The organism is Rhodomicrobium sp., from assembly GCF_047605405.1.
Classification (GTDB): domain Bacteria; phylum Pseudomonadota; class Alphaproteobacteria; order Rhizobiales; family Rhodomicrobiaceae; genus Rhodomicrobium; species Rhodomicrobium lacus.
Window position 1 is genome coordinate 36,093 of sequence record NZ_JASGFR010000007.1, and the last position, 26,977, is coordinate 63,069.

The window sequence follows — 26,977 nt, forward strand, 5'->3', positions numbered from 1 at the left end:
GTCAGGCCGTCGCCTCCGGCCAGGTGCCCACGGAATGCGGCGTCTGCCATGCGCCCTTGATCGGGCCGGAAGCCCTTCCGCCGCCGATCCCGGCGATGGGAGGCATCCATGCCGCGAAGAAGCGGTGCTCGCATTCCTCGCGGTCGCGCCCTGCAACGGATGAAATGAAGGTGTACCCCTTGCGCTGGAGCCGCCAGCGGATGAGGTCGTTGCCCTCGAAGCCGATGATGAGCGCGACAAGCAGATTGACGATTCCCGCAGTCTGTTCGCCTGCGCCGAATTGGATCAGGATCGAATAAAGCCCCGCCGCCAGCGCCGCCACGGCGATGGCTTCCAGCCAGAGGCGATTCCAGAGCAGCCAGAACGGGCCGAACAGGAAGCCCCAGAACGTGAAGCCCTCACGCACGAAGGCAACGCGTTCGGAGCGCTCCTCGACATTGCCGGTGGAGTGCGGCGGCTCGTGCACAGTGTAAATGATCATGGGCGGTTCCAGCCAGGCGTCACCCGCCGAGCTGCCCTTTCGTCGATGGAATTTCGCCGCGCGCGGCCTCGTCGATCAGAATGGCCTCGCGCAGCGCTCGCGCCAAGCCCTTGAAGCAGCTTTCGGCGATGTGATGCGCATTTTCGCCGTAGAGCGTCTCGATGTGAAGCGTGATCCCGGCATTCTGGGCCAGCGCCTGAAAGAACTCGCGGAAAAGCTCCGTGTCCATCTGGCCGATCTTCTCGGTCGGAAACGTCACGCGCCAGATCAGGTAGGGGCGGCCCGAAATATCGAGCGCCACGCGCGTCAGCGTCTCGTCCATGGGCAGATAGGCGTGCGCGTAGCGGCCGATGCCGCGCTTGTCGCCCAGCGCCTGCGCGATGGCTTGCCCCAGCGCGATGCCGACGTCTTCAACCGTGTGATGCTGGTCGACATGCAGGTCGCCCTCGGCCGAGAGGGTGATGTCGATGCGGGAGTGCTTGGAGAGCTGCTCCAGCATGTGGTCGAAAAAGCCCACACCCGTCGCTATTGAAAAAGCGCCGGTTCCGTCCAGATTCACCTCGACAGCGATCCCGGTTTCCTTTGTCTTCCGTTCGATCCGCGCTTTTCTCACAGCTCAGTCCTCGTTGGCCACGCAAGCCGCTTCTTGACGGTTTTAGCGCGCGCGCCATATCCGCTCGATAAAGCAGGTACGACAAATGACGCATTTTGCGCAATCCCCTCACGACCCCACAGGCTGGCACGGCACCACAATTCTTACCGTTCGCAAGGGCGGCCGGGTGGTCGTCGCCGGTGACGGACAGGTGTCCCTCGGCCAGACGGTTATCAAGGCCAACGCGAAGAAGGTCCGAACCCTCGGCAAGGGCAATGTGATCTCAGGCTTCGCGGGCGCGACCGCCGACGCGTTCACGCTGTTCGAGCGCCTCGAATCCAAGCTTGAAATGTATCCCGACCAGCTTGTCCGCGCTTGCGTCGATCTCGCGAAGGACTGGCGCACCGACCGCTATCTGCGCCGCCTCGAAGCCATGATGATTGTCGCCGACAAGAACGCGACGCTGGTGCTCACCGGCACCGGCGATGTGCTGGAACCCGAGCGCGCCGTCATGGGCATCGGCTCCGGCGGCAATTATGCGCTCGCCGCCGCTCGCGCGCTCCTCGATACCGACCTGTCCGCAGAGGACATCGCGCGCAAATCCATGGCCATCGCCGCCGACATCTGCGTTTACACGAACAACAACATCATCGTCGAAAGCCTGCCGTCCAATGTCTGAAGTCAATTTTTCCCCGCGCGAGATCGTCTCCGAACTCGACCGCCACATCGTCGGCCAGAACGACGCGAAACGCGCCGTCGCCATCGCGCTGCGCAATCGCTGGCGCAGGCAGCAGCTCAAGGACGACATGCGCGAGGAGGTGCTCCCGAAGAACATCCTCATGATCGGCCCGACGGGCGTCGGCAAGACGGAGATTTCGCGCCGCCTCGCCAAGCTCGCCAATGCGCCGTTCCTGAAGGTCGAAGCCACGAAATTCACCGAAGTCGGGTATGTCGGCCGGGACGTGGACCAGATCATCCGCGACCTCGTCGAAAGCGCGATCAGCCTCGTGCGCGAAACGAAGCGCAAGGAAGTGCGCGCAAAGGCCCATCTTCTGGCGGAAGACCGGGTGCTCACCGCGCTCGTCGGGCCGCATGCCAGCCCCGCCACGAAAGACGCGTTCCGCAAGAAGCTGCGCGATGGCGAACTCGACGACAAGGAAATCGAGATCCAGGTGGCCGATACCGGTGGCCCGATGGGCGGCTTCGAGATCCCGGGCATGCCCGGCTCGTCCATAAGCATGATGAATCTCAACGATGTACTCGGCAAGGCGTTCGGTCAGCGCACCAAGACGCGCCGTCTTTCCGTGCGCGATTCTTACGAGGTGCTGATCAACGACGAAAGCGACAAGCTGCTCGACAACGAGGCCGTGGTTCAGGATGCGATCACGGCGGTGGAAGAAAACGGCATCGTCTTCCTCGACGAGATCGACAAGATCACCGCGCGGTCCGAGCGCATGGGCGCCGACGTCAGCCGCGAGGGCGTGCAGCGCGACCTGTTGCCGCTGATCGAGGGAACGACCGTCAGCACGAAATACGGCCCGGTGAAAACCGACCATATCCTGTTCATCGCGTCGGGTGCGTTCCATGTGGCGAAGCCGTCGGACATGCTGCCCGAGTTGCAGGGCCGTCTGCCGATCCGCGTCGAGCTTCAGGCGCTGACGGGCGACGATTTCCGCCGCATCCTGCGCGAGCCGAAATCGAGCCTCATCAAGCAATCCATCGCGCTCATGGCAACCGAGGGCGTGGAACTCGAGTTCAGCGAGGACGCCATCGACGCCATCGCCGATGTGGCAGTGGAAGTGAACGCGAATGTCGAAAATATCGGCGCGCGCCGTCTCTCTACTGTCATGGAACGCGTGCTGGATGAAATCAGCTTCGAGGCGGCAGACAAGGCGCGGACCAAGTTCGTTATCGACGCGGCATATGTCAAGGCGCAGGTCGGAGATCTCGCGAAGAACGCGGACCTGTCGAAATTCATTCTTTAGAGTTTGCGCGAGAAGAGCGACGCAAGTCTTGCGCACGTTTCATTCAGCATTCGAGCGAGCGCTCGAATGCTCCAAAGGTAGAATAACGCCGAGCGCAGATGCGCTAAAGGGAGACGCCGCAATGACAAACCTGACGCCCGAGGGCGAACGCCTCGTCGCCGCTATCGCCGACCGCTATCAGATCGCCATCGACTCCGTGAAGATCATGTTCGACGCCGTCATTCGCGGCGGCGGAAGCATGGCGCAGTTCAACTTGTCCGAGTTCGGCGGCGGCGGCCAATGGATGCGGGGCGGCATGACCATGGTCGGCGACATGTTCAACAATTCCGCAAAGGTTACGGTCGACAATCTCTGCAATGAGTTGTCTAACCTGATGTTCCAGCCGGGTATCTTCGCGCCGCAACCGCAGCAGCAACCTTACGCCAACCAGAATCACTCGAATCAGCAGCAGCAACAATCGGGCGGTTTTCCGGGGCAGCAGCAGCAGTCGGGCGATTACGGACAGTCGCAATATCAGGGCGGCGGCTTCGGCCAATCCTCGTCGGGCGGCTGGTGGCCGTCGGAGCTTGGCAACCCGTCGTCGACGGGTGGGCAGAACACGACGCGTTATGCCTATTTCCCGCACGCAAACCGCCTCGCCATCGATTACGGAAATGGGCGCATCGAAATTTACGACACCACGGGCTACTCGGTTTATGGCTTCGGGCAGCAGCAGGGCGGCGGCGAGAGCATGACGTTTTCGAGCCAGAACGGCACCGTGCGCATCGACACGCTGCCGCGCGTCGGCGGCGCTGCCGGACAAAACGCGCCCGCGGCTGTCTCGCATGGCGGCGAACACGCGTCGCCCGCAGCGGTAACGACCTCCGGCGCGACCACGGTCAGCGAGTTGCAAAATGCGGGGCTGGCCCTTCTCGAACAGCTCGGCGGCTTGCGCGACAAGGGATATATTTCCGAGGAAGAGTTTTCTGCGAAGAAAGCGGAAATTCTCAAGCGGCTGTAGCGGGTCGCAGCGTTGCAGGCGTCTTGGGACGCCGTCAAAAATCGGTTGCAGGAGGCGCGGCGCATCGGCGTGGCGCCTTTTTTGCGCCGCTGCACACGCGGAACGCGACTGATTCGAACGGTCGCCCCATCGCTTGTGCGTGCCGGTTTGGATGCGATGCGCATTATATTTGGCGAGATTTCAGCCGTTTGGCCGATAAAAAAATCCGTCTAATGAAAAAAGAAGAGCCATGTCATTGTTAAAAGCCCACTTTTTACGTAAAATTAAACACAACCATAGATTGCTAAGGGAGAAGCCGGCCGCGGGGGCCGGTTCAAACCGAAAGCAAAAACAATGGCCTCTCTCTCTCCCAACACTATTGCGATCAACACGATCGCCCATAATCTCGCCAACGCAGCCGATGCCGTTGCAGCTCTGGACGTTGCGATTTCCGAAGAGCTGCGCGCGCTGATCCGCCTTGCGAATGCCGAAGTCGCCCGTGTGCGCAAGGCCGCCCGGAAGGCCGCCGCCACAGCCAAACGCGCCGCCGCCGCCGCTGCCGCCTCGATCGCTGTCGAGCCGAAGCAACCCGCGCGCCGTGGCCGCAAGCCGAAGGCGAAGGTCGAAGCCGTCGCCGTCGTCGAATTTCCGGCTGTTATCGACGTCGTGGCTGAAGCGGTCGAAACTCGGGCTGAAAAAGTCAAGGCTGCGCCGATCGAAATCCCCTCGGAAGCGCTCGAAATTTCCGCCGTTATCGCCACCGCCGCGCCGAAGGCACGGGGTCGCCGCCGCAAGACCGTCGCCAACGGCGTGACCGCCCATTAAGACACGTCGTCGTCAAGCAGAGGTTCAGACAGCCACCAGTGCAGTCCGGGCCGCAAGTTCAGAGCGAGTGCTTCGTAATGGAATGGAGTTACACCGCGTGATGAAGCGTCCAGTGTTTTCCGCATGCGACGAGGAGCAGGGGAGCGCGCCCCCGCGCACCGCAGACGGCGGAAGGTCCAGTGCAACAAGCCGGTAGCAGGCGTCGACGGGTTTCGTCGTCGCCCGAGCGCCGGCTTCTTTGTTGTGATGCGATCCGAATGCGGAAATATGTTTAGGGCCTATCCCTCTGATTGATTGGGAAAACAGCTCCACCTAGCGGCGCAGGCCGAGAGCGCCGATGGCGAAAGCCAGCCAGCCGCCGATGAGGGCCGCCCCGCCAGCGGGAACCACGCCGAACGGCGTCGCGAAGATCTCCGTATGGCGCGCATAGATGCCGCCCGAGAACAAGACGATCCCGACGACGAACAGCAGCGCCGCGAGGTTCAGGAAGATCGTGCCGACACGCGTCCGCCAGCCCTGCGAGATGAAGAGCACGACGCCGACGCCGAGCAGCGCAAGCGAATGCAGCGTGTGATAAAGCGCCGCCGAAGCGAACGCCTGACGCGACGCATCGGCCGTCACCTCGTGCGCGCCGATGGCTCCTGCCGCGACCGAGAGCGCGCCAAGAACTGCCGCGATGAAAATCCAGAAACGCCCCATGTCTTTACCCCCCGAAAACCCGCCGGTCGGCTTCACCCTCCGGCTCAAAACAACACGAGATACGCGGACGGGCCGCGCGAAAAAATTCCGTCAGCCAGCGGACGCGTGGCATCGCGCCCGATCCTGGAAGCCTGACCCTTGCCGCACCGTCCTACGCCAACGCGACCCTTCCGTCATCGCCAATCGAGGGAAGCGATTAACGGGCCACGAAGGAGTGTCAGGCGCTCCTTCTCACGGCCGCGCCATCGAAACGCACCACGCTGTCCGTGCGCGCGACCGCCGCCACCCCGTCTTTTAGAAGCTTGAAATTGACGGAATCGAGCAACGCCTCGAACGACGCATCTACAATATTGGGCGAGACGCCCACCGTGAACCAGCGCACGCCCGACGATTTTTCCCGGCACTCGATGAGCACGCGCGTGATCGCGTCCGTGCCGCCGGTCAGGATACGCACGCGGAAATCCACAAGTTCGAGATCCTGTATGCTCGGCTGATAGGCGCCGAGATCCTTTCTCAACGCCTGGTCGAGCGCATGCACCGGGCCATTGCCCTCGCCCGCATTCATGAGAACGTCGTCGCCGATACGCACCTTGACGACCGCCTCGGACACCGTGACAAGCTCGCCCTTCGCGTTGTGGCGGCGTTCCACCATGACGCGGAACTGATCCACGTCGAAGAAATCGGGCACCTCGCCAAGCGCCCGCCGCGCGAGAAGCTCGAAAGAGGCGTCGGCCGCTTCATAGGCGTACCCTTGCGCCTCGCGCGTCTTCACATCGTCGAGGAGCGCGGCGAGGCGCGGATCGTCCTTGTCGACCTCCATGCCGATGCGCGCGAGTTCCGCCAGGATGTTCGACCGTCCCGCCTGATTGGAGACGAGCAGCTTCCGCGCGTTGCCGACGCTTTCCGGCGGCACGTGCTCGTAGGACTTCGGCTCCTTGTTCACCGCCGAGGCATGGATGCCGCCCTTGTGCGCGAAGGCCGATTCGCCGACATAGGGCGCGTGGCGGTTCGGCTGGCGGTTCATGAGTTCGTCGAACTGGCGCGACACGGAGGTAAGCGTCTTCAGCGCGGAGGGCGTGACACGCGTCTCGAACGCGCCCGCGAAATCGTCTTTCAGCAGCAGCGTCGGGATGATCGAGGTCAGATTCGCGTTGCCGCAGCGCTCGCCGAGGCCGTTCAACGTGCCCTGCACCTGACACGCGCCGGACAGCACGGCGGAAAGCGAATTCGCCACACCCTGCTCGGTGTCGTTATGCGCGTGGATGCCGATGTGGTCGCCGGGGAGCACGCTTGTCACCGCCGCCACGATCTTCGCGACCTCGTGCGGAAGCGTGCCGCCGTTCGTGTCGCACAGCACCACCCAGCGCGCGCCCGCCTCGTACGCCGCCTTCGCGCAGGCGAGCGCGTAGTCGGGGTTCGCCTTGTAGCCGTCGAAAAAGTGCTCGCAGTCGATGATGGACTCGCGCCCGCGCTCGACCACCGCCGCTACCGATGCACGGATGGCGTCGAGATTTTCATCGAGCGTGATGCCGAGTTGCAGGTCGACATGAAAATCCCACGACTTCGCGACGAGACAGACCGCGTCCGCCTTCGCCGAAAGAAGCTGCTGGAAGCCCGGATCGTTCGAGGTGGAGCGGCCCGCGCGCTTCGTCATGCCGAAGGCGACGAGCTTCGCGTTGAGCTTCGGCGGCGCCTCGAAAAAGGCGGTGTCCACCGGGTTCGCGCCGGGATAGCCGCCCTCGATATAGTCGATGCCGAGCGCGTCGAGGCGCTTCGCGATGAGATGCTTGTCTTCGAGCGAGAAATCGACGCCGAGGGTTTGCGCACCATCGCGCAGCGTGGTGTCGAAGAGATACAGCCGCTTTTTCATAACTTGCCCAATCAAAAAGAATGCGCTCCGCGCCAGCCGGGAGCGCTGAAAATCGCGCGCGTTTTGCAAGTTTCGCCCCGTTTCCGGTCGGCGGGTTTTGCTATCGCGCGATTTCCCAGGTCGTCTCGATTTCGCCTGTCGCCGGGTTCTTCGCGTCCTTCAACGCGACGCCCATCGCGGCCAGCTCGTTGCGGATGCGGTCAGCCTCCGCCCAGTCCTTCGATTTGCGGGCCGCCAGCCGCGCGGTAATTCGCGCCTCGATCGCGTTTTCGTTCACCGCCTTCAAACGCGGATCTTCCGCAGGTTCGCCGAGGCCGAGCAGATCGAGCGCGCGAAATTTGTCGCCCGGCTCCATCTGGTGGATCGCCGAGATGGCGAGCGGCGTGTTGAGGTCGTCGGCGAGCGCATCGAGAAACGCGCTGTCGTCGAAATCGCCATCGCTCACCACGCCGTCTTCGTCAATGGCCGCGCGCCAGCGCCTGAGCAGCGAATCGCTTTCCGCGAGACCCTTCGCCGTCCAGTCCATCGGCTGGCGGTAATGCGTGCGCAGCATGTTGAGACGGATCACGTCGCCGGGCCAGTCTTTCAGCAGGTCCCGGATGGTGATGAAATTGCCGAGCGACTTCGACATCTTCTGTCCTTCGACCTGAAGATGGCCGTTGTGCACCCAGTAGTTCGCCATGACTTCGGTATCGTGCGCGCAGGTCGATTGCGCCAGCTCGTTCTCGTGATGCGGGAAGAGCAGGTCGATGCCGCCGCCATGGATGTCGAACACGGTGCCGAGGTGCTTTTCGGCCATGGCGGAGCATTCGAGATGCCAGCCGGGACGGCCGAAGCCCCACGGGCTTTCCCATCCGGGCTCCGCGCCCGTGCTCGGCTTCCAAAGCACGAAGTCCATCGCGTCGCGCTTGTAAGGCGCGACCTCGACGCGCGCGCCCGCCCGCATATCGTCGACGGACCGGCGGGAAAGTTCGCCATAATCGTCGTCCGACGGCACGTTGAACAGCACATGACCTTCCGCTGCGTAGGCGTGGCCGCGCTCCACCAGCCGTTCCACGAGCGCGATCATCTCCGCGATATGCTCCGTTGCGCGCGGCTCGATGGTGGGCGGCAACGCGCCGATGGCGGCCACGTCTGCGTGAAACTGCGCGGCGGTGTGCTCGGTCAGTTCGCGGATCGATATGCCCTCGGCTGCCGCCCGCGCATTGATCTTGTCGTCGACGTCGGTGATGTTGCGCGCATAGATGACGTGCTCGGCGCCGTAGAAATGCCGCAGCAGTCGGAACAGCACGTCGAACACGATCACGGGGCGCGCATTGCCGATATGCGCGAAATCGTAGACGGTCGGACCGCAGACATACATCCGCACGGCCTTCCCATCGATGGGCCGGAAAATTTCCTTGCGTCGTGTCCGTGTATTGTAAAGCTTAAGCTTCATAAGCCCTGGCCCTTGCTGGCGGGGCTTGTCTCTGAAACAAAAATCCTGTGCCGCGCCAGCGTTTTTCTAGCTCGCGTTGATAATGCACCGGCAGCAGATCGAAACATTTTGTCTCATGATCAGAACATCGCCGCAAATTTGTGCGAGGTCAAGCCGGACAGTGCGTGACTCGCCGATTTTGCAGTGAAATTTCGCGTGAGTGTTAAGGGCTGGTTTGCGAACGGCGGCAATCGGGGCTAATAGTTCGAGGCAGGGGCCGCCCGGCCCCGATCGGCGGCAGGTGTTATGACGACTTTCTTTCGCAGTGTGAGCCTTGTTTGCGCGTTGGCGGCGACGCTCGCCTTCGGTGTCACGGAGAGCGCGGCGCAGTGGGGCAGTTCAGGCCGTTACGATTCGTCGCCTTACGGGCAGCAGCAGCCGGTTTATGGGCAGGGGCAGGCACCTTACGGGCAGCAGACACCCTACGGGCAGGGCCAGCAGCAGACGCCTTACGGTCAGCCCTATGGAGCGCCGCCATACGGCAATCAGAACCCGCGCTGCCGCGACCTCGAAGCGCAGCTTTCAGGCGGTGGCGCAAACACGGGGCAGGACCAATTGCCTAGGATCGACGCCGACATGCGCACGGCCGATATGATATTCCGCCGCGCGCAGGCCGATGCCGACCGCTCCGACTGCTATGAGGACATGTTCCTGTTCGGCAAGACGCTGCGCCGCACGCCGCGCTGCCTCGACCTCGACCGGCAGGTGCAGGATGCGAAGGCCAATCTCACGCAGTTGAAATCGCGCCGCGACGCCATCGTGCGCGGCAGCGCGCCGCGCGCCCGCCATGACGACATCGTGGCCGAACTCGCCCGCAACCGTTGCGGCGATCAGTATTCGCGCGAATACGACGCGCAGCGCAGGCGCGACAACTCGATCTTCTCGTTCTTCAGCAATGAGGAAGATTCCGAGCCCGCCGCGCCGCGTTCGCCGTGGACCACGACGCCGACCTATGGCAGCGCGTCCACCTACCGGACGCTCTGCGTGCGTGAATGCGACGGCTTCTATTATCCGATATCCACCGCCACGGCCGAAAGCCAGTTCCAGGCCGACGCGGAGCGCTGCCAGTCGCAATGCGCGTCTCCGGCCGAACTTTATTATCACCGCTCCGATCAGGACGTGGATCAGATGGTTTCGCTCTCGGGGCGGCTCTACGTGACGCAGCCTTTCGCCTTCCGAAACCGCAAGGTTTACGTGAAGGGATGCTCGTGCAAGGCGAGCGAATATTCGCGTGAGGAAATCGCGAAGTTCGAGGAATCGCAGCGGACATCGAAGCGCGCCGATGCGAGCGGCAACAAGGCGAGCAAGGCTGCTGCGGCGGCGGCTGCTCCTTCTCCGGCGGCGCCTGCGACGACCACGGCACCAAGCGCAGGCGGCGATCCGAACTTCGCTCAGCGCATCTCGCAGGCGGTGCAGAATGCGCCTGCTACGCCGCCCGCGAGCGCCGGATCGACGCAAACCCTGCCGTCGACATCGTCGAGCGTCGCAACCGATGGCGATCTGACCGTGACCCCCATTCCGCGGAACCGCTGACCGCGCGAAATTGGCGCGCGTTGCCTGTTCGCAACCGGATCGAAAAGCGGGGCTCAAGAGCGCGTGCAGGCCGCCTGCCAACAGGAATGCCTGGAGTAGATAAAGCGCGGCCAGCAATGCACGGCGTGAGTGTCAGCGTGGGTAAAAAGAGAGCCGAATGCCACGCTTGTGGCTGTTATTCTTCTTCCTCGCCGAGCCTCTCGCGGGCCTTCCCGCGATAGCCGGTCGCGAGCACGTATAGCTCGGGGCTTTCGGCGCGGCTCGCCTTCGGCTTGATATGGCGCACGGTCGCGAAATCGCGCTTCAGCACATCGAGCAGGCTTTTCTCGCTGCCGCCCTGGAATACCTTTGCGAGGAAAAAGCCGCCCGGAGCCATCACGCGCACGGCGAAGGCCAGCGCTTCTTCGGCAAGCCCCATGATGCGCAGATGGTCGGTCTGGCGGTGGCCCGTGGTCGGCGCGGCCATGTCGGACAGCACCGCGTTCGGATGGCGTCCCGCCAGCACGTCGAGCAGGCGGTCGTCGGCGGCGGGATCGGTGAAATCCTGCTGGAGAATGGTCACGCCGGGAATGGCATCGAAGTCGAGATAGTCGAGCGCGACAACCGCGCCCCGCCCCTCGGCCGCCTTCACGCGCTCTGCGGCGACCTGGCTCCAGCCGCCGGGCGCGGCACCGAGGTCGACGACGAGGTCGCCCGGTTTCAGAAGACCGTATTTGTCGGCGATCTCCTCCAGCTTGTACGCGGCACGACTCCGATAGCCGTCGCGCTTCGCCGCGGCGACATAAGGGTCGTTCAACTGCCGCTCAAGCCATTGCCGCTGCGAGGCGGTGCGCCCGCGCGTCTTCTTCAGCTTGACCTTAAAGGATCGGTCCGGATTTTGCTCTCGCTTCGTCATGCGCCGATAATGCCGAATCGAGACGAAGTTTGCCGACATTTTTTTCGGCAAGCCCACGCTCGCGGATGGCGTCTTCGGCGATCAGCGTAGCGAGGATGCCTTCGCGCAGGCCCCGGTCGGCGACGCGCAGCGAGTTCACGGGCCAGACACGGATCATGGCTTCCATGATCGCGCAGCCCGCGAGAATGAGATCGGCCCGTTCCGCCCCGATGCAGGGCTGCGCCGCGCGCTCCGCCCAGTTCATACCGGCGATTCGTGCGGACACTTCGCGGATGCTGTCGGTCGAGAGCCAGCAGCCGTCCACCTTTGCGCGCGTATATTCCGCAAGGCCAAGATAAACGCCGGCAATGGTGGTTACGGTGCCGGACGTGCCGAGCAGGTGCGTATCGGCGCTGGCGATCTTGGCGCCGATACCGTTCGCGCGGCTGAAAGGTTCGAGTTCCGCCTGCACGAAACGCACCATGTCCTCGAACTGGAAACCCTCTGCGCGGCTCGACCCGAAACGCTCGGCGAGCGTCACCACGCCAAAGGGCAGGGATGTCCACGCCTCGATGCAATCCTGAATGCGAAGCCGGTCCTCGATGGAGATCCGCCGGGCGCGCCGCCCGGTCCTGAGGTTGAGCCAGACGAATTCCGACGACCCGCCTCCGATGTCGAAGATGAGCGCATAGTCGCTCTGCTTGTCGATAAGTGACGCGCAGCCCGAAACGGCAAGGCGTGCTTCCGTCTCCCGGCCGATGATTTCGAGCGAAAGACCCGTCTCGCGCTTCACGCGGGCGATAAAGTCCTGTCCGTTCTTCGCGATCCGGCAGGCTTCAGTCGCGACGAGGCGCGAGCGCGTCACACCGCGCCGGTTCATCTTCGCCGAGCACACCTTGAGCGCCTCGATCGTACGGGCGATAGCCTCTTCCGACAACACGCCCGACATGCTGACACCTTCGCCGAGCTTTATGATGCGCGAGAAGGCGTCGATCACGAAAAAGCCCCGGCGCGAGGGACGCGCGACGAGCAGGCGGCAATTGTTTGTTCCCAGATCGAGCGCGCCGTAAATCGCGGAGGATGAGGCTTCCGGCGCGTCGGCTGAGCGCGACATTTTTCCCGAGCGATAGACCGGCGGAGTAACCTTTATGGCCGAACGCGGGGAGGCCGTGGACGCGCAAGGGGCAACGGGAATAGGAAAAGCAGCTTCGACCGTTTCGTCGCAGACGGCGGTGTCTTGCTCTCCGAAAATGGCGCCGCCTCTTTCTCCGATGGCCAAACGAACCTCCGTCTGCGTTATTTTTCGCAGATTGTGTCTTGCCGCCCCACTAACAGAGAAGACTAACAGTTTTTTTAGCATCCGCAAACGAAAGACATCGCTTCTTCGGGCGCGCGCGGAACGCTGCGGAAAGGCCGCCGTAAAAACTTCCTTACAATTTAGCGATTGAGCGAATCGCCACCTTCGATGCAGGAGGGGAGGGTAAATCAATCCCGGCACGGAGGCTACCATGGCCCGCGTGTTCTCTTGCGTCGCGATTTCGCTCATTCTGTCCGCATGCGCAGCCGAAGCGCCACGGACATCTGTTGGCACCGAAACCCAACCATCCGCGTCAGCTTCAGCGGAAGGCCAGAAGGCGACCGGAACGACTGTAACGCAGGAACCGCCCAAAAGCATTCTTGCATGCACAGGGCTGCCACTCGCGGGCCGGAAGTGCGGTATCCCGAACATCTAGCTAGCGGGCCTGGCGTGTGCGAGGCTTGCGGTCCGGGTGCGTCGTATCCCTTGGTCTGATGCGCCGAGGTTTCGGTTTTTCGGCCGGACGATTTACGATAAAAGCCGCAACATATGTTGAAGAAAGCGTCATCGCGGGCGCACCGCTTCCGGTCGGCTCCTTCAGGGACACCGGACTTCTCGCGCTGACGGCGCTGCTCCGAGGGCCACCATGACCGCCGCCTACACGCAAAATCTCGACAAGACCCCGGCCAACCATCAGCCGCTGACACCGCTCGGATTTCTCGCCCGCGCGGCGCGGGTCTACCCCAACCATCCCGCCATCGTGCATGGCTCGAAGACCTATACCTACGCCGAGTTTTACGCTCGCTCGCGCAGGCTGGCCTCCGCGCTGTCGAAACTCGGCATCGGCAAGTACGACACCGTGTCCGTGATGCTGCCGAACGTGCCCGCGATGCTCGACGCGAAGTACGGCGTGCCGATGACGGGCGCGGTGCTGCACTCGATCAATACGCGCCTCGACGCGGCGAACATCGCGTTCATGCTCGATCACGCCGAGACCAAGGTGGTCATCACCGACACCGAATATGCGAAGGTCATGGCGGAGGCGCTGAAGCTCTCGGAAACGAAGCCCGTCGTCATCGACTATGCGGACACGGAGTTTCCGGGGCTCGGCGCTCGCCTTTCCGAAGTCGAATACGAGGATTTCATCGCTGGCGGCGATCCGGAATACGACTGGCAGCCCCCGGCGGACGAGTGGGACGCGATCACGCTCAATTATACGTCCGGCACCACCGGCAACCCGAAGGGCGTCGTCTATCACCATCGCGGCGCGTATCTGACGAGCCTCGGCAATACGCTCGCAGGGCAGATCGGCAAGCATCCGAACTATCTCTGGACGCTGCCGATGTTCCATTGCGACGGCTGGTGTTTCGGCTGGACGATCCCGCTCGTGGCGGGCACGCAGGTTTGCCTGCGTTATGTGCGCCCCGACGCGATCTGGACATCGCTTTACGAGAACGAGATCACCCATCTCTGCGGCGCGCCCATCGTGATGTCCACGATCCTCAATGCGCCCGCGGACGTGAAGCGCAAGCTGAAGCAGAAGGTGCAGTTTCTCACCGCCGCCGCGCCGCCGCCGGAGGCCGTGCTCGCCGAAATGCGCGAGGCAGGGTTCAACGTCACCCACGTTTACGGCCTCACGGAGACCTACGGTCCGGCCGTGGTGAACGAGTGGAAGACCGAGTGGGATGCGCTCGACGGGGCGGGGCAGGCGCAGAAGAAGGCGCGGCAGGGCGTGCGCTACGTGCCGCTCGAAGACCTCTCGGTTATCGATCCGCTCACGATGCAGCACGTGCCCGCAGACGGCGAGACGCTCGGGGAAGTCATGTTTCGCGGCAACGTGGTCATGAAGGGCTACCTCAAGAACAAGGAAGCCACCGAGGACGCGCTCGCGGGCGGCTGGTTTCACTCGGGCGATCTCGGCGTGATGCACCCCGACGGTTACATCCAGCTCAAGGACCGCTCCAAGGACATCATCATCTCGGGTGGCGAGAACATCTCGTCCATCGAGGTGGAAGACGTGCTGTTCAAGCACCCCGCCGTGCAGGCGGCGTCCGTGGTGGCGAAGCACGACGAGAAGTGGGGCGAGACGCCCTGCGCGTTCATCGAACTGAAGCCCGGTGCGACCGCGACGGCGGAAGAGATCATCGCATGGTGCCGCCAGCATCTCGCGGCCTACAAATGCCCGCGCCACGTGGTTTTCAACGAACTGCCGAAGACGTCCACCGGCAAGATCCAGAAATACATCCTGCGCGAGATGGCCAAGACGTCCTGAGCCACAAGAAAAAACCCTTCCGCCGGGTGGCGGAAGGGCGATTTCGAGGCCGTCGGTCGCAAAAGCCGGAGATAGCAACTACCAGCGGCGCCAATAATGGCGGCGATAGTAGTGGCGGTGCGGCCGGTGATAATAGCGATATCTGTACCGCGGATAGGAATAATAGCGGTAACGAGGATAATAGTAATACCTGCGATAGACGCGGTGTCGCGGGTAATAGCGGCGGTGGCGGTAATAACGGTAATGGACGGCAACCGCCTCCGACGCCACGGCTTCCGTCGCAATGCCCGCCGGCGTGGCCGGTGTCGCCTGTGCAGGCGCGAACAGCGCAGCGGCGACAAGCGACAGAGCGGCAAAGATAGCTTTGATCATTGTGCCTCACCTGAAAGTCTGGAATTTCAGACGTGGCGGAGCTTACCTTTTCAGGCAGTTTTATTCAAACTTTCCAGATCGGCGGGTAGTGTCTCAGTTTGAAATTTGTCCCGCCTGACGCGGGGTGGCGTTTGGGCTGGGATGACGTGATTGCCCTTATCGACGCCGCGAAGGGTGCGCCGAAAAAGCGCGACTCCTACAAGAAGAAAGCTGCCTAAAACGCCTCAAATCCGTTGACGGAATGGTAAGCCCTCCGCTATATATCTAGTTATAATACTTTCGCCCTCGGCCTACACAGCGACGGCGACAATCCTCAGCCCCTGCTGCGCTAACACGTAGCAGGGGCTTGGTTTATTTGGTTGATGATAAAAACAGCTCTCTTGATTGATGGCGGCTATGTTCGGGCTGGCGCACAGGCGGCTGGACTGGCCTACGATAACACATTCATACAAACTTTTGCGGCGTCCTGCGTACAGGCCCAGGACGAGTATCTTTTGCGAGTGCTCTATTACGATTCGCCTCAATACAAAGGCAGAGTGGCGCTTCCAGTAAGCGGAAGGTGGACGAATTTTCAAGCAAACGACAGATGGTTGGACGACCTAGCTAAGTTAGATAGGTTTGCTGTTCGTCGCGGCACGATGGGGTTCCGTGGCTGGAAATTGAAACAAATTCCATATGTGGCGAACCGACCACCGACAGACGCTGACTTCGCCCCGAACTTCGAGCAGAAGGGCGTTGATATGAGGGTTGGCCTCGACATTGCCGCTTACTCGAATAGCCATGTGGTGGACCGAATTGTTTTGGTGTCCGGTGATCAAGATATGATCCCCGCAATGAAACACGCCAGAAAGGCCGGCCTAGAAATGGTCCTTATCGAGTTGCCAGCACCAACTCAGCCAATTCACGACAATCTTAGAATACATACCGATCTGATACGATCAGTGGCTTGGCCAGCGGTTGTCGCGCAACCGGAAAATAACCAGGTTCTTCCTGCCGCTGCGGAATGAACGCAAAAGGGTCGCGTACTTTCGGGAGGCGATCCATAAATTTCCAACTGAGACGCTACCGATTGGCGTATCGGCAATCAGGTCACAGCGTCGTGCCGCGTGCGATTTACCGAACGACGCCGGTAATCGGGCGCTGAGAGCGAACCGCGACCTCGAATGGCTGGTGTCAGGGGAGCTGTCAGTTGCCTCAACTCAGTGTGAACACGACACGCTCGCGCCCCGATCCGCCGCGCGTCCAAGCCTCTTCACCGTCCGCCATCGGAACCGGACTGACGTCGACGGTGAGACCGAGCTTCGTCGCCACCTTCAACGCCTCGCCGATGTCGGCAACGAGATCGCGGTCGGGAACGCTGCCGAGGCCGCTGCCCATGAGTTCGAGCGTTGTACTGCGGAGCACAGCTGCCGGAAGCATTATCGTCTGTCCGCTGATCGAGCCGATCTGAACGAAGCGGATCGGATCCTGTCCCGCCGCATGACGTCGGCCGAGCCGTTCGACCGCGCCGAGGATCAGCGAAGCCGACGCGCCCCAAACATAGTCGAGCACGACGGTCACGCGGTCGCGCTCTATGACTCGCTCCAAGGAGGCCGCGAGCGCGTCCGGCTCCTGAGTCAGCGAGATGGCTTCATCCGCGCCAAGTCCAAGGAGCAAATCGAGCGCGGCGGCATCCCGGCCCGTGACGATCACGCGCCCCGCTCCGAGATGCCTGGCGATCGTGACCGCAAGCCGCCCCGAGGCACCGGTGGCGCCGTTGATGAGCACCGTCTCGCCCGCGCGAAGCCCGGCGCGTTGCACGAGGGCTGCCCAGGAGGACATGGCGGGGTTTGCCAGCGCCGCGGCAGTCACGTCGTCGAGATCGTCGGGGACAGGAACGCAAAGATCGGCAGGAGCCACGCACCGCTCCGCGAACGCACCAAAGGGGCGGCGCCCTGCGAAGAAATACACCCGGCTTCCGTCGTCGAGCCGTCCCACGCCGTCGATACCGGCGACGAAAGGCACTTCCTTCGGGCTTGCGTAGTGGACGCCGCTCGCCTGGATGCGCGCGAGGTTGCTGAGGCCAGCCGCCGTCACGCGGATGAGCCGTTCGCCCGTATCCGCCGAAGGCTCGGCGAAGTCGCTCCACCTTGGCGGTGACTTAAAGTCGCTTACGATCAGCGCTTTCATCGTGTGCCCCTCCCGGCCCTATCGGCAACGCATCGAGTGCCCCGATGGTGGCGAAAATGCGGAGCCATGGCCTCACCCTAACGCCGCGCCGCCGGGCAGCACGCGCGCTGCGGTTCAGATCGCGACCTGCCGGCCGATTTCCACGACCCTGTCCACGGGCAGGCGGAAGAAATCCGTCACCTGAGCGGCGTTGCGCTCCATGATCGAGAAAAGATTTTCCTGCCAGCGCGGCAATCCCTGGCCGTCCTCCCGGGGTACGACCGTCTCGCGTCCGATGTAGTAGGTCACGTCGTCGAGATTGATATCGTAGCCCCGGCTCTTGATGAGTTCGAGGATGGGCGGGATGTCCGGCCGCTCCATGAAGCCGTAATACACCATGGCGCGCCAGAAATTGTCGTCTTCCGTTTCCACCTGGAGGCGGTGTTCGGGGTTGACGAACGGCACAGGTTCGATCGAGACGTGGATCACCACCACACGCTCGTGCAGCGCGCGATTATGCTTCACGTGCCAGGCCATGACCGGCGGAACCCCCTTCTTCGAGCGCGTCATGAAAACGGCGGTGCCTGGCACCCGGGGAATGCCGCGCTCCTCGATCTCGGCGAGAAACTCGTGGATCGGCAGATATCTCGAAACGAGGACGGCCATGACCGCGCGCCGCCCCGAATGCCATACCCACATCAGACCCGCTATGAGGGCGGCGAGCGTCAGGGGAACCCAGCCGCCGTCCAGCATCTTCGCCGAGTTGGCGATAACGAAGGCGCAATCGACGATGATGAAGCACGCCGCGAGCAGCGCCGAAAGCCGCGGGTCCCAGCCGAGATATTCGCGCATCGCGATATAGAGCAGGAACGAATCCATGAGCATGGTGGCGGATACGGCGATGCCGTAAGCGGCGGCGAGATTGTCGGCCTCGCGGAACGAGATCGTCAGGCCGATGGTGATCACCATCATCGTCCAGTTCACCACGCCGATGTAAATCTGACCGTAGCCGAGCGCCGAGGTCTGCGTGATGTTGAGACGGGGCAGCCAGCCGAGCTGGATTGCCTGCCGTGTCATGGAGAACGCGCCGGTTATGACCGCCTGACTGGCCACGATGGTTGCAATTGTCGCGAGGATGACCAGCGGGATGAGCAGGTCCCGGGGGCACAGCGCATAGAAGGTGTTCTCCGCGATGGGCGTTCCGTCGAGCACGAGCGCGGCCTGCCCCGCGTAATTGAGCACGAGGCAGGGGAAGACGATGAAAAACCACGCCATCTGAATCGGTCGTCGCCCGAAATGCCCCATATCCGTATAGAGGGCCTCCGCGCCCGTGACGCAAAGGAACACGCCGCCAAGGATCAGGAACGACGTCAGACCGCCTTCCAGAAGGTAGTAAAGACCGTGCGCCGGGTTGAGCGCGGCCAGCACCGAGGGGTTCTCCCAGATGCCGCCGATGCCGAGCAGTCCCAGCGTCGCGAACCAGACGAGCATGACCGGCCCGAAAAGGCGGCCGATGGTGGCCGTTCCGCGCGGCTGCACGAGGAACAGCAACACGAGAATGACGATCGTCGCGGGCAGGATGTAGGGCTCGAAGCTGTGCGCCTTGATCGCCAGTCCTTCGAGCGCGGAAAGCACCGATATGGCGGGCGTTATGACGCCGTCGCCGTAGATGAGGGCTGCTCCGGCGAGGCCGACCATGACAACGAAGGTTCGCTTCTGGCGCGGGCTGCCGAGGCCCTTGCGACCACGGCTCAAGAGCGCCATCAAGGCCATGATGCCGCCTTCACCGTGGTTGTCGACGCGCATCGCCACGGCGATGTACTTCACCGACGTCACGATGATGAGTGTCCAGATGATGAGCGAAAGCGAACCGAGCACCATGGCGCGGTCAACCACCTGGTGGCCGCTCGCGCCGAGCACGATCTTGAGCGTATAAAGCGGACTCGTACCGATATCGCCGAAGACGACCCCAAGGGCTGCGAGAGCCATGGCTTTCGTCTGCCCTTGCGGCACTGCCGCTACGCCTTGTGGCTCAGCAGCGACCTGACCCTGGATATTCATCACCACCCGAGCTCTTTCGAATCCTCCACGAGCGGCGCAGCTTTAACAGGGATTTGAGCCTCGTGCATCGTCAACTTTGCGAGCAGGCCGCTGTCGCCGATTTACGGCGCCGCCACGACAAGTGCCCAGAACCGCTTGAACTTCGTGTCGGGCTTGTATTCGAACGCGATGCCCATGTGTTTCGCGTCGGCGAGCAGCAGGTTTCGGCTATGCGGCGGACTGTTCTTCCAGCCTTCGATGATCTGGGCGACGGATGTCTGCCCCGCGCCGATGTTTTCGGCTGCGAGCCGATACCGGTAGCCCGCCATGGTCAGGCGCTTGCCGACATCGGCGCCGCCGGGGCCGACATGGGACATCTTGTCGGTCTTCGCCATGTTTTTCGCCAGGATCTGGGCGGCTTCGGTCGCGTGCGTCTCCAGGGAGAGCTGAGAGAGCCCCTGCGACGCGCGGTAGTCGTTCACAAGGCGAAGGGCCTCGTTCGGATCGAGATTGTCCGGCTGCTGCCCGATTGGCGGCTTCGACGCCGCGTCGCCCGAACTGAATGCTGACGAGAAGTTCGACCATATCCCGGAAATACCGGACGACGACCCCGAACTAGGTGCGGTGGACGCGGTGGACGCAGCGACCGGCCCTGCGGCCAACGCGGCGTTGGGCGGCTCCGCATCGGAAAGACTGCCGCCAAATCCTGACAACGACGGCAAAGCGCTTGTAGCTGCGCATCCGCCGAGACTCGCGCAAAGCGCGAACAAACCAAGAGTACGCCACATGACATCGGCCCCCGGAACAATGCCGATTATGTCAAATCGTGGTTAACGAACGCTTGACCCCCCACCGGCAAATTCCCGTATCGCGCGATAAAGACAATATCGTGATGATTTGATCGAAACACGCCGCTCGCGCGGTCGATGCCGCATTCAGTCGTCATGGTTATGCCTTTGTTCGGCCGCCCGTTCGACGCGCCTCTCGCTTGTGAGTTCGCCCGCGCGGTTCGCCAGATCCTGAAGGTTCTGGATGAACTGGCCGCACACGAACAGCAGCGCGTAGATACGCTGCGTGTCGGCGCTGGCCGATGACAGACGGCCATCCTTGATCGCCTTGTCGAGCGTCGCCCGATAGTCTTCGAGCGCGGCCTGAACGGCTGCGGGAGAGGTCGGTTGTTCGCCCTGCGGAAGGGATTGGGAAACAGCCGTAAGCCAACCCGCAAGCGTCCCGAGAAGCGTCAGAAGCGGCGGTTCGAGCGCCTCGCGCAGCGTTTCGGGAAACGGCTCGCGCAACACGCGTCCGAGCATGGCGATATCGTGACGAAGTCGCCTCAGGGTGCGCACGAGCGATTCCGGATCGGGGCCATCGGCGAGGCGGTTCTGCCGTTCCACGCTGGCCTCCGCCGCGCGTGCCTCGGTCTGGGCGATCTGAACGCGGAGGTCGTTGTGAAGCACCCTGAGCGCCTCGACGGGCACGCCGCGCGCCCCGGAGGCCTGAAGCAGGCATACGATCGCCGCCATGTCCGCAATGGACTTGCTCGCCGAGCCAACGAGAAGCGCATGCGCCCGCGCGGGCAACACGACGAGCGCGACGAGGACGGCCGAGAGGCTGCCGACGCTGATTTCAAGGACGCGCTCGATCGCGGCGTCAAACGGGTCCGTCGGCGGCAGGGTCGATCCCATGAGCACGATGATGGCGGTGATGGGGGCGACGCGCCAGTCGGGACGGAACGCGGTCAGGAGCGCGAGCGGCGCCACTGCCGCAACCAGCGCCAGGGCGAGCGCCGCCATCGTGCCGTGCGGGATCAGGACCGCCACGACCGCGCCCCAGAACGCGCCGCCGACGGTGCCGAGCAGCCGGTACATCCCGGCGCGATACGAGCCGCCGATGCTTCCCTGAATGACGATGACAGCCGAAAGCGCCGCCCAGTAAACCTGAGATAGATTGAGTATCGCACCGACAAGGATGCTGAGCAGCGCAGCGATCGTCATGCGCAGGCTGAACTTGAACTTGCCCCTGTTTGCCAGAAAGAACGCCACCATCTCTTGCCGTCGCCTGTCACCCGTCGATGCCGCCGAAAAGACGCGAGCCGGAACCTCGGCTTCAGAGCGCCGCGACCGGCGAGACAGCACGCCGCTCGCATGCGCGCGTCATCGGTGGTAAATTGAAGTCCCTATAACCGGACCCGTACATCATTCCATGCACAGACTCATCGACGGCGTTCTGCGTTTTCAGACAGAAATCCACGGTAAGCGCAAGGAACTGTTCAGCGAACTCGGCGAGCGCCAGAAGCCTTTTGCCGTGTTCATCGCCTGCTCCGACAGCCGCGTCGTGCCCGAGCTGCTGACGCAATGCGATCCGGGCGATATCTTCGTGATTCGCAACGCGGGCAACATCATCCCGTCCTATGGCCCCGCGTCGGGGGGCGTTTCCGCCAGCATCGAATACGCCGTTCAGGGGCTCGGCATTCCGAACCTCATCGTATGCGGCCATTCGGATTGCGGCGCGATGAAAGCCATCCTGCGCGAAGACAAGCTCGACAAGATGCCGGCTGTGGGCGCCTGGATCAAACACGCAGCCGCCGCGAAAGAGATCGTCGAAGCGCGTTTTTCGCCCGAGGAGGCCGAAAAGAAGCGCCTGGATGCCCTCGTGCATGAAAACGTGCTGTGCCAGCTCCGCAATCTGGCGACGCACCCCGCGGTAGCGGCGAAGCTTGCGGCGGGCCAGCTCAGTCTGCACGGGTGGGTCTACAATATCGACAGCGGGACCGTGGACACGTTCGACGCCGAAAAGCAGGAGTTCGTGACGTTGACGAGAGATTCGACCGCGCAGGCGACGCCGAAGCTCATCGTGCGGTACGCGCAGTCCGGGAAATAGCGAAAGGGCATCGGCCCGAAGCGGCTACCTTTGCCGGGTTGTGGGGTGATCCCACAGCCCGGCCGGAACGTTTAGGCCACATCGCCCTTGTCGAGGCCGCCGATGTGGTACTGCGAGTAAAGCTCAAGCCCGAGCTTCTCGACGAGGCCGAGCTGCGTCTCAAGGAAGTCGATGTGCTCTTCCTCGTCGTGCATCAGTTTCTCGAACAGATCGCGCGACACGTAATCCTTCACGGAGTGCGAGTATGTTGCGGCTTCCTGATAGAGCGCGCGCGCGCCGATTTCGGACTGAAGGTCGGCTTCGAGAATTTCCTTCACCGTCTGGCCGATCCGCAGCGGATCGAGAACCTGCAGGTTCGGGAAGCCGTCGAGGAAAAGGATACGCGCGGTGAGCTTGTCGGCGTGCTCCATCTCCTCGATCGATTCCTTGCGCCAGTACTTGGCAAGGGAGAGGAAGCCCCAATTGTCGAGCATGCGATAATGCAGCCAGTACTGATTGATCGCGGTCAGTTCGGATCTGAGGCCCGCGTTCAGATATTCGATGACTTTTGGGTCGCCCTTCATTCTGTTCTCCGAGTGTGAGGCAGGCTGGCTGCGGTGGGAATCGCGACGCGATCATGCAGCAGAATCTCGGAAGGGCCGTTTCAAAATCAATGCTGGAAATGGACTAATTCTAAAGAGCTCACAGAAAATTCAACGGCGTGGCAAATACCTAGCCGCGCAGGAAGCCCGATCAGGCGACTTTCGCGACTGCCGTTTGCTCCATCGCATGACGCTCGGCCTTGCCTTCGTCCATCGCATCGCGGAGCGACCGCGTGCAGCGACCGCACTTCGCCGTGCAGCCGAAATGCCGATGGACCTGACATGGCGTGCGCGGCGGGTTCGGACTCGACATCGCCGACCGAACCGCTTCATCACTCAACACGTTGCAGGAACAGATGATCATTGTGCCGGTTAACTTCGTTTTCACTTGCCCATACCGATTAAATACGCAAGCGATCCGATCTTCGCAATAAAAATCAGCGTTTATAATCGTTCTAAGAAATCAATACTCCGAACACGGCGAAACAAGACTGCCGGTCGAGACAGAAGAAACGAAATTATAATAATTCTAAGTTGGGAAAGCTGCCGACATCTTCACTGTAGCCTTCGCGACAAAAGCCGACAAAAGCCATTCGACGGCGCAAGGCGGGCGTCCACCCGCAGACATGCAAGGGCGGCACCGCGCCCGCGTCGGCGTAGGAAGGCGGTGTCTCGGCATAAGGGACAGGGCGGCGTCGGAAAGGGCGATCCCGCGCCCGCCGTCAAGCGTCGGCGGCCGCCTCTTCATAGGCGAGCGATGCCTCGAACCAGGCATCCTCGGCGGCCTTGAGATCCTTCAGCAACGCCGCGCGGTCGAGCGTCAGCGCGCGGGCCTTGTCCGGCTCGCGTTCGTAAAACGTGTGATCGGCGAGGCGCTCGTCAATCGCGGTCATCTTCTTCTGGAGATCGTGAACCCGCTTTTCGAGATCGGTCATCTGCTTCTTGAGCGGCGCCAGTTCGGCGCGGCGCTGCGCGGTCTGGCGGCGCTCTTCCTCGCGGCTTTTCTTCGCCTCCGCCGGGCGTTCGCCGCCGCTGGCCTTCGCGGCCTGCTTCGCCGCCGCGAGGCTTTCCGCGCGATAGCTTTCGAGGTCGCCGTCGTAAGGCGCTACCGTGCCGTTGCGGACCACCCAGAGGCGATCCACCGTCGCTTCCAGCAGATGCCGGTCGTGGCTGATGAGGATAACCGCCCCTTCGTAATCGTTCAGCGCATGGATCAGCTCCTCGCGGCTGTCGACGTCGAGATGGTTCGTCGGCTCGTCGAGGATCAGGAGATGCGGCGCGTGGAAGGTAGCGAGCGCGAACAGGAGCCGCGCCTTCTCGCCACCGGAGAGCTTTTCCGACGCCGTGTCGGCCTTGTCGGCGCCGAAGCCGATGGACGCCACCCTCGCGCGCTTCTGCGCTTCGGTCGCGTCGGGCATGAGTTCGGCGATGTGATCGTAGGCCGAGAGCTTCGGCCGAAGCTCGTCGAGCTGATGCTGCGCGAAATAGCCGTATTCCAGCTTGTTCGACGCGCGCCGTTGGCCGTCGATGGGCGCGAGCTTGCCGCAAAGCAGCTTCGCGAGCGTGGACTTGCCGTTGCCGTTCGATCCGAGCAGCCCCACGCGGTCGTCGGCGTCGAGGCGCAGGTTGATGCCCCGCAAGATGGGGCGCGCCGGATCGTAACCGACGCTCGCGCCCTCGATGCGGATCAGCGGATTGCCGAGCGGGCGCTCGGGCGACGGGAAGCGGAACGGTACCACCTGCGCGTCGACCTCGGCGGCGATGGGCTGTAGCCTCGCCAGCGCCTTGAGGCGGCTTTGCGCCTGTTTCGCCTTCGTGGCCTTCGCGCGGAAGCGCTCCACGAACGCCTCCATGTGGCGGCGCTGGTCGTCCTGGCTTTTCTTCAGCTTCAGTTGCAGGCGTTGCTGCTCGCGGCGCGTCTCCTCGAAGCGGTCATAACCGCCCGTATAGAGGGAAAGCCGCTTGTCGTTGAGATGAAGGATGCTGTTGACCGCGTTGTTCAGCAAATCGCGGTCATGGCTGACGATCAGCACGGTATAAGGGTAGCTTGCGATGAAGTCTTCGAGCCAGAGCACGCCTTCGAGGTCGAGATAGTTTGTCGGCTCGTCGAGCAGAAGGATGTCGGGCGCGGCGAACAGCGCGCCCGCGAGCGCGACGCGCATACGCCATCCGCCCGAGAATTCGCTGCACGAGCGCTGCTGAGCCGCCTCGTCGAAGCCGAGCCCCGAAAGGATGCGCGCCGCGCGCGAAGGCGCGGAATGCGCGTCGAGGTCGGCAAGGCGCGTGTGGATTTCGCTGATGCGATGCGGGTCGTGCGCCGTCTCGGCCTCGGCGGTCAGCGCCGCAAGTTCCGTATGCGCGGCGAGCACCGTATCGAGCAGCGTTTCCGGGCCGCCCGGCGCTTCCTGCGAGACATGAGCAAGGCGCGCGTTCCTTGGCAAGCCGATGCTGCCGCCGTCGGGCGCGATCTCGCCGGCGATCAGGCGCAGAAGCGTCGTCTTGCCGGTGCCGTTGCGCCCGACGAGACCGACCTTGTGCCCTTCCGGTATCGCCGCCGTCGCGTTCTCGAACAGCGGCCGTCCCTCGATGCGGAATGATAATTCATTGATATGCAGCATGCGCAGACCATGCTGCGGTTACGGCGCTTGTGCAAGCGCCGAGATTGGGCATTTCAGCCGGAAGCAATGTCAAATAAATCGCAGAAGAGGTGCGATCCAATAAGGATCGCACCTAAGACCCTCTGCACATTGTAGCGCAGTCAGTTTTTTCCCGAACTGATGGCCCGTAGCGTGATGGCTCTCTCGCGGTCTTTGGTGCTCTCGCCGGCTCTGTACGGTTACGGGCGGAACGGATGGCAAAGTATCGCCTTGATGGCAGCACCGCCTTCCATCGGCTTGTGTTCCGGTGCTGTTGATGTGGCTCGTTCAGCAATCTCGTCAAGACGTCTGAGGGGGCGGGAGGATGCGGGGGCTTGAACTCCCGAGCGAGAAAGTGGTTTATTGGCCACAGCTAGAAGCCCACAACACGCAAGTTTCGCCGCCGGGCGAGCAAAAACGTCCGGCCCTCACAATATTGAGCGGCATGTTATCTCAGTCTCTCCCCATAGAAACCACCTCCCGCCGCGAAACGGCATCCAGCGGCGACAGTTGGAAAAGCTTCGAGGTTTCGCCCGGCGATCCGCAAACGCGCCTGCTTGTCCTTTGCGATCACGCGACGAACCTGATGCCCTCCGAATACGGGACGCTCGGTCTCGACGACGTGCAGCTCAACCGGCACATTGCCTATGACATCGGCGCGCTCGGTGTCGCGCGCGAGATCGGCCGCCGCCTTGGCGCCACCGTCGTCTCGACGCGCTTTTCACGGCTGCTCATCGATCCCAATCGCGGCGAGGACGATCCGACGCTCATCATGCGCATTTCCGATGGCGCGCTCGTTCCCGGCAATGTGCGCGTCGACGAAACCGAGAAGGAGCGGCGCATCCGTGCCTTCTTCCGGCCCTACCATGCCGCCGTCGCCGCCGAGATCGACGCCGTGCTCGCGCGCGGGCAGATCCCCGTCATCTTCTCGATGCACAGCTTCACCAATGTCTGGCGCGGGGTGCCGCGCAAATGGCACGCGGCCGTCTTGTGGGACAAAGACCCGCGCCTGCCGGTTCCTGTGCTGAAGCAGCTTCGCGAGCGGACTGGCCTCGAAATCGGCGACAACGAGCCCTATTCCGGGCATCTGCGCAACGATACGATCTTCCGTCACGCGACGCTGCGCGGCCTGCCGAACGTGCTCGTCGAGGTTCGCCAGGATCTCATCCGCGAGGAGGCCGGGCAGATCGAATGGGCCGCGATCCTCGCCGACAGTCTCGCCGCCATTCTTGCCGATCCGGCGCATGCGGAGCCGCTCTCGCGCCTCGAATATCATGAATCGCGCTCGGACGCGGAAGCCGACCGCGTGATGGAGCGCGTCGAAAAGGGCGACGTGGAAGCGGCAAGCGGCGAGGAAACCGCAGGCGGAGACTAGCTGGCCTGCTGAGTCGCCCGATGACGCAACCCTGTATGTTGCGCATGTCCACAGCCGCGAC

At 62.8% G+C, this 26,977-nt stretch carries 24 protein-coding genes; 9 read left to right on the forward strand and 15 right to left on the reverse strand.

Translation table 11 applies throughout. From position 1 onward, the window contains the following. Window position 1: 1 nt before the first annotated feature. Entirely contained in the window at window positions 2-481 is a 480-nt protein-coding gene (locus tag QM659_RS04525; protein WP_415187529.1) for a DUF2628 domain-containing protein, read from the reverse strand. Between the two features lie 19 nt (window positions 482-500). Further along, complete coding sequence (gene hisB, locus QM659_RS04530) at window positions 501-1,094, reverse strand: imidazoleglycerol-phosphate dehydratase HisB (protein WP_127075311.1); 594 nt, start codon at window positions 1,092-1,094, stop codon at window positions 501-503. An 85-nt stretch (window positions 1,095-1,179) separates the two neighbouring features. Here hisB and hslV point away from each other — a divergent pair, with 85 nt between their 5' ends. From hslV to QM659_RS04550, 4 genes are all read left to right on the forward strand, one after another. Then, the gene (hslV, locus tag QM659_RS04535) at window positions 1,180-1,752 is read left to right on the forward strand and encodes an ATP-dependent protease subunit HslV (RefSeq protein ID WP_303487802.1); all 573 of its coding nucleotides are present in this window, start codon (window positions 1,180-1,182) and stop codon (window positions 1,750-1,752) included. Then, complete coding sequence (gene hslU / locus QM659_RS04540; protein WP_303487800.1) at window positions 1,745-3,058, forward strand: ATP-dependent protease ATPase subunit HslU; 1,314 nt, start codon at window positions 1,745-1,747, stop codon at window positions 3,056-3,058. The genes hslV and hslU overlap by 8 nt, the downstream gene beginning before the upstream one ends. A 121-nt stretch (window positions 3,059-3,179) precedes the next feature. Then, complete coding sequence (locus QM659_RS04545; RefSeq protein ID WP_415187530.1) at window positions 3,180-4,058, forward strand: SHOCT domain-containing protein; 879 nt, start codon at window positions 3,180-3,182, stop codon at window positions 4,056-4,058. 333 nt (window positions 4,059-4,391) lie between these two features. Continuing rightward, complete coding sequence (locus QM659_RS04550) at window positions 4,392-4,862, forward strand: hypothetical protein (protein ID WP_415187531.1); 471 nt, start codon at window positions 4,392-4,394, stop codon at window positions 4,860-4,862. Window positions 4,863-5,174: 312 nt separating this feature from the next. Here the strand turns inward: QM659_RS04550 and QM659_RS04555 are convergent, their stop codons facing one another. The 3 genes from QM659_RS04555 to cysS form a co-directional block, all read right to left on the reverse strand. Beyond that, complete coding sequence (locus QM659_RS04555) at window positions 5,175-5,561, reverse strand: DUF423 domain-containing protein (RefSeq protein ID WP_415187532.1); 387 nt, start codon at window positions 5,559-5,561, stop codon at window positions 5,175-5,177. A 217-nt stretch (window positions 5,562-5,778) separates the two neighbouring features. Further along, the gene (cimA, locus tag QM659_RS04560) at window positions 5,779-7,431 is read right to left on the reverse strand and encodes a citramalate synthase (protein WP_303487792.1); all 1,653 of its coding nucleotides are present in this window, start codon (window positions 7,429-7,431) and stop codon (window positions 5,779-5,781) included. A 100-nt stretch (window positions 7,432-7,531) separates the two neighbouring features. Beyond that, window positions 7,532-8,869, reverse strand: a complete 1,338-nt coding sequence (gene cysS, locus QM659_RS04565) for a cysteine--tRNA ligase (RefSeq protein ID WP_415187533.1) — start codon at window positions 8,867-8,869, stop codon at window positions 7,532-7,534. Between the two features lie 285 nt (window positions 8,870-9,154). On the opposite strand from cysS, the gene QM659_RS04570 reads away from it, so the two are divergent. Then, window positions 9,155-10,441 carry a DUF2865 domain-containing protein gene (locus QM659_RS04570; RefSeq protein WP_415187534.1) on the forward strand — a complete coding sequence of 429 codons (1,287 nt, stop codon included), beginning with the start codon at window positions 9,155-9,157 and terminating at the stop codon, window positions 10,439-10,441. A 175-nt stretch (window positions 10,442-10,616) separates the two neighbouring features. Here the strand turns inward: QM659_RS04570 and QM659_RS04575 are convergent, their stop codons facing one another. Both QM659_RS04575 and QM659_RS04580 read right to left on the reverse strand, forming a co-directional pair. After that, window positions 10,617-11,336, reverse strand: a complete 720-nt coding sequence (locus QM659_RS04575; RefSeq protein WP_415187535.1) for an RlmE family RNA methyltransferase — start codon at window positions 11,334-11,336, stop codon at window positions 10,617-10,619. Beyond that, window positions 11,299-12,429 carry a Ppx/GppA phosphatase family protein gene (locus tag QM659_RS04580; RefSeq protein WP_415187536.1) on the reverse strand — a complete coding sequence of 377 codons (1,131 nt, stop codon included), beginning with the start codon at window positions 12,427-12,429 and terminating at the stop codon, window positions 11,299-11,301. Before QM659_RS04580 ends, QM659_RS04575 begins: the two co-directional genes overlap by 38 nt. A gap of 829 nt (window positions 12,430-13,258) precedes the next feature. Here QM659_RS04580 and QM659_RS04585 point away from each other — a divergent pair. Further along, window positions 13,259-14,884 carry an acyl-CoA synthetase gene (locus QM659_RS04585; protein WP_415187537.1) on the forward strand — a complete coding sequence of 542 codons (1,626 nt, stop codon included), beginning with the start codon at window positions 13,259-13,261 and terminating at the stop codon, window positions 14,882-14,884. Between the two features lie 78 nt (window positions 14,885-14,962). Here the strand turns inward: QM659_RS04585 and QM659_RS04590 are convergent, their stop codons facing one another. After that, complete coding sequence (locus QM659_RS04590) at window positions 14,963-15,256, reverse strand: hypothetical protein (RefSeq protein ID WP_415187538.1); 294 nt, start codon at window positions 15,254-15,256, stop codon at window positions 14,963-14,965. 362 nt (window positions 15,257-15,618) lie between these two features. Between QM659_RS04590 and QM659_RS04595 the strand changes: the two genes are divergently transcribed. Further along, window positions 15,619-16,263 (forward strand): NYN domain-containing protein, encoded by a 645-nt coding sequence (locus QM659_RS04595; RefSeq protein WP_415187539.1) that lies wholly within the window; start codon window positions 15,619-15,621, stop codon window positions 16,261-16,263. A gap of 187 nt (window positions 16,264-16,450) precedes the next feature. Here QM659_RS04595 and QM659_RS04600 read toward each other — a convergent pair whose 3' ends face one another. From QM659_RS04600 to QM659_RS04615, 4 genes are all read right to left on the reverse strand, one after another. Then, the gene (locus QM659_RS04600) at window positions 16,451-17,425 is read right to left on the reverse strand and encodes a quinone oxidoreductase family protein (protein WP_415187540.1); all 975 of its coding nucleotides are present in this window, start codon (window positions 17,423-17,425) and stop codon (window positions 16,451-16,453) included. 114 nt (window positions 17,426-17,539) lie between these two features. Continuing rightward, on the reverse strand, window positions 17,540-19,393 hold the full coding sequence (locus QM659_RS04605) for a potassium transporter Kup (protein WP_415187541.1): 1,854 nt from the start codon (window positions 19,391-19,393) through the stop codon (window positions 17,540-17,542). A gap of 173 nt (window positions 19,394-19,566) precedes the next feature. Continuing rightward, window positions 19,567-20,232, reverse strand: coding sequence for a CAP domain-containing protein (locus tag QM659_RS04610; protein WP_415187542.1), 666 nt, complete (start codon window positions 20,230-20,232; stop codon window positions 19,567-19,569). Between the two features lie 147 nt (window positions 20,233-20,379). After that, window positions 20,380-21,489, reverse strand: a complete 1,110-nt coding sequence (locus QM659_RS04615) for an FUSC family protein (RefSeq protein ID WP_415187543.1) — start codon at window positions 21,487-21,489, stop codon at window positions 20,380-20,382. A 157-nt stretch (window positions 21,490-21,646) separates the two neighbouring features. On the opposite strand from QM659_RS04615, the gene QM659_RS04620 reads away from it, so the two are divergent. Beyond that, window positions 21,647-22,324 (forward strand): carbonic anhydrase, encoded by a 678-nt coding sequence (locus QM659_RS04620; protein WP_127075277.1) that lies wholly within the window; start codon window positions 21,647-21,649, stop codon window positions 22,322-22,324. 71 nt (window positions 22,325-22,395) lie between these two features. Here the strand turns inward: QM659_RS04620 and bfr are convergent, their stop codons facing one another. The 3 genes from bfr to QM659_RS04635 form a co-directional block, all read right to left on the reverse strand. Next, complete coding sequence (gene bfr / locus QM659_RS04625) at window positions 22,396-22,887, reverse strand: bacterioferritin (protein WP_127075275.1); 492 nt, start codon at window positions 22,885-22,887, stop codon at window positions 22,396-22,398. 169 nt (window positions 22,888-23,056) lie between these two features. Beyond that, the gene (locus tag QM659_RS04630) at window positions 23,057-23,269 is read right to left on the reverse strand and encodes a bacterioferritin-associated ferredoxin (protein WP_127075273.1); all 213 of its coding nucleotides are present in this window, start codon (window positions 23,267-23,269) and stop codon (window positions 23,057-23,059) included. A gap of 358 nt (window positions 23,270-23,627) precedes the next feature. Then, the gene (locus QM659_RS04635; protein ID WP_415187544.1) at window positions 23,628-25,523 is read right to left on the reverse strand and encodes an ABC-F family ATP-binding cassette domain-containing protein; all 1,896 of its coding nucleotides are present in this window, start codon (window positions 25,521-25,523) and stop codon (window positions 23,628-23,630) included. Between the two features lie 463 nt (window positions 25,524-25,986). On the opposite strand from QM659_RS04635, the gene QM659_RS04640 reads away from it, so the two are divergent. Continuing rightward, window positions 25,987-26,916 (forward strand): N-formylglutamate amidohydrolase, encoded by a 930-nt coding sequence (locus tag QM659_RS04640; protein ID WP_415187545.1) that lies wholly within the window; start codon window positions 25,987-25,989, stop codon window positions 26,914-26,916. The last annotated feature ends 61 nt before the right edge of the window (window positions 26,917-26,977 follow it).

What these genes read in the sequence shown, in the direction of transcription:
- hslU (WP_303487800.1), top strand. Translation starts at nt 1,745, where the DNA reads ATGTCTGAAGTCAATTTTTCCCCGCGCGAGATCGTCTCCGAACTCGAC.
- bfr (WP_127075275.1), bottom strand. Translation starts at nt 22,887, where the DNA reads ATGAAGGGCGACCCAAAAGTCATCGAATATCTGAACGCGGGCCTCAGA.
- cysS (WP_415187533.1), bottom strand. Translation starts at nt 8,869, where the DNA reads ATGAAGCTTAAGCTTTACAATACACGGACACGACGCAAGGAAATTTTC.
- QM659_RS04605 (WP_415187541.1), bottom strand. Translation starts at nt 19,393, where the DNA reads ATGGCTCTCGCAGCCCTTGGGGTCGTCTTCGGCGATATCGGTACGAGT.
- QM659_RS04590 (WP_415187538.1), bottom strand. Translation starts at nt 15,256, where the DNA reads ATGATCAAAGCTATCTTTGCCGCTCTGTCGCTTGTCGCCGCTGCGCTG.
- QM659_RS04630 (WP_127075273.1), bottom strand. Translation starts at nt 23,269, where the DNA reads ATGATCATCTGTTCCTGCAACGTGTTGAGTGATGAAGCGGTTCGGTCG.
- QM659_RS04610 (WP_415187542.1), bottom strand. Translation starts at nt 20,232, where the DNA reads ATGTGGCGTACTCTTGGTTTGTTCGCGCTTTGCGCGAGTCTCGGCGGA.
- hslV (WP_303487802.1), top strand. Translation starts at nt 1,180, where the DNA reads ATGACGCATTTTGCGCAATCCCCTCACGACCCCACAGGCTGGCACGGC.
- cimA (WP_303487792.1), bottom strand. Translation starts at nt 7,431, where the DNA reads ATGAAAAAGCGGCTGTATCTCTTCGACACCACGCTGCGCGATGGTGCG.
- QM659_RS04640 (WP_415187545.1), top strand. Translation starts at nt 25,987, where the DNA reads ATGTTATCTCAGTCTCTCCCCATAGAAACCACCTCCCGCCGCGAAACG.
- QM659_RS04595 (WP_415187539.1), top strand. Translation starts at nt 15,619, where the DNA reads ATGATAAAAACAGCTCTCTTGATTGATGGCGGCTATGTTCGGGCTGGC.
- QM659_RS04580 (WP_415187536.1), bottom strand. Translation starts at nt 12,429, where the DNA reads ATGTCGCGCTCAGCCGACGCGCCGGAAGCCTCATCCTCCGCGATTTAC.
- QM659_RS04545 (WP_415187530.1), top strand. Translation starts at nt 3,180, where the DNA reads ATGACAAACCTGACGCCCGAGGGCGAACGCCTCGTCGCCGCTATCGCC.
- QM659_RS04635 (WP_415187544.1), bottom strand. Translation starts at nt 25,523, where the DNA reads ATGCTGCATATCAATGAATTATCATTCCGCATCGAGGGACGGCCGCTG.
- QM659_RS04615 (WP_415187543.1), bottom strand. Translation starts at nt 21,489, where the DNA reads ATGGTGGCGTTCTTTCTGGCAAACAGGGGCAAGTTCAAGTTCAGCCTG.
- QM659_RS04525 (WP_415187529.1), bottom strand. Translation starts at nt 481, where the DNA reads ATGATCATTTACACTGTGCACGAGCCGCCGCACTCCACCGGCAATGTC.
- QM659_RS04570 (WP_415187534.1), top strand. Translation starts at nt 9,155, where the DNA reads ATGACGACTTTCTTTCGCAGTGTGAGCCTTGTTTGCGCGTTGGCGGCG.
- QM659_RS04555 (WP_415187532.1), bottom strand. Translation starts at nt 5,561, where the DNA reads ATGGGGCGTTTCTGGATTTTCATCGCGGCAGTTCTTGGCGCGCTCTCG.
- QM659_RS04620 (WP_127075277.1), top strand. Translation starts at nt 21,647, where the DNA reads ATGCACAGACTCATCGACGGCGTTCTGCGTTTTCAGACAGAAATCCAC.
- QM659_RS04575 (WP_415187535.1), bottom strand. Translation starts at nt 11,336, where the DNA reads ATGACGAAGCGAGAGCAAAATCCGGACCGATCCTTTAAGGTCAAGCTG.
- QM659_RS04600 (WP_415187540.1), bottom strand. Translation starts at nt 17,425, where the DNA reads ATGAAAGCGCTGATCGTAAGCGACTTTAAGTCACCGCCAAGGTGGAGC.
- QM659_RS04550 (WP_415187531.1), top strand. Translation starts at nt 4,392, where the DNA reads ATGGCCTCTCTCTCTCCCAACACTATTGCGATCAACACGATCGCCCAT.
- QM659_RS04585 (WP_415187537.1), top strand. Translation starts at nt 13,259, where the DNA reads ATGACCGCCGCCTACACGCAAAATCTCGACAAGACCCCGGCCAACCAT.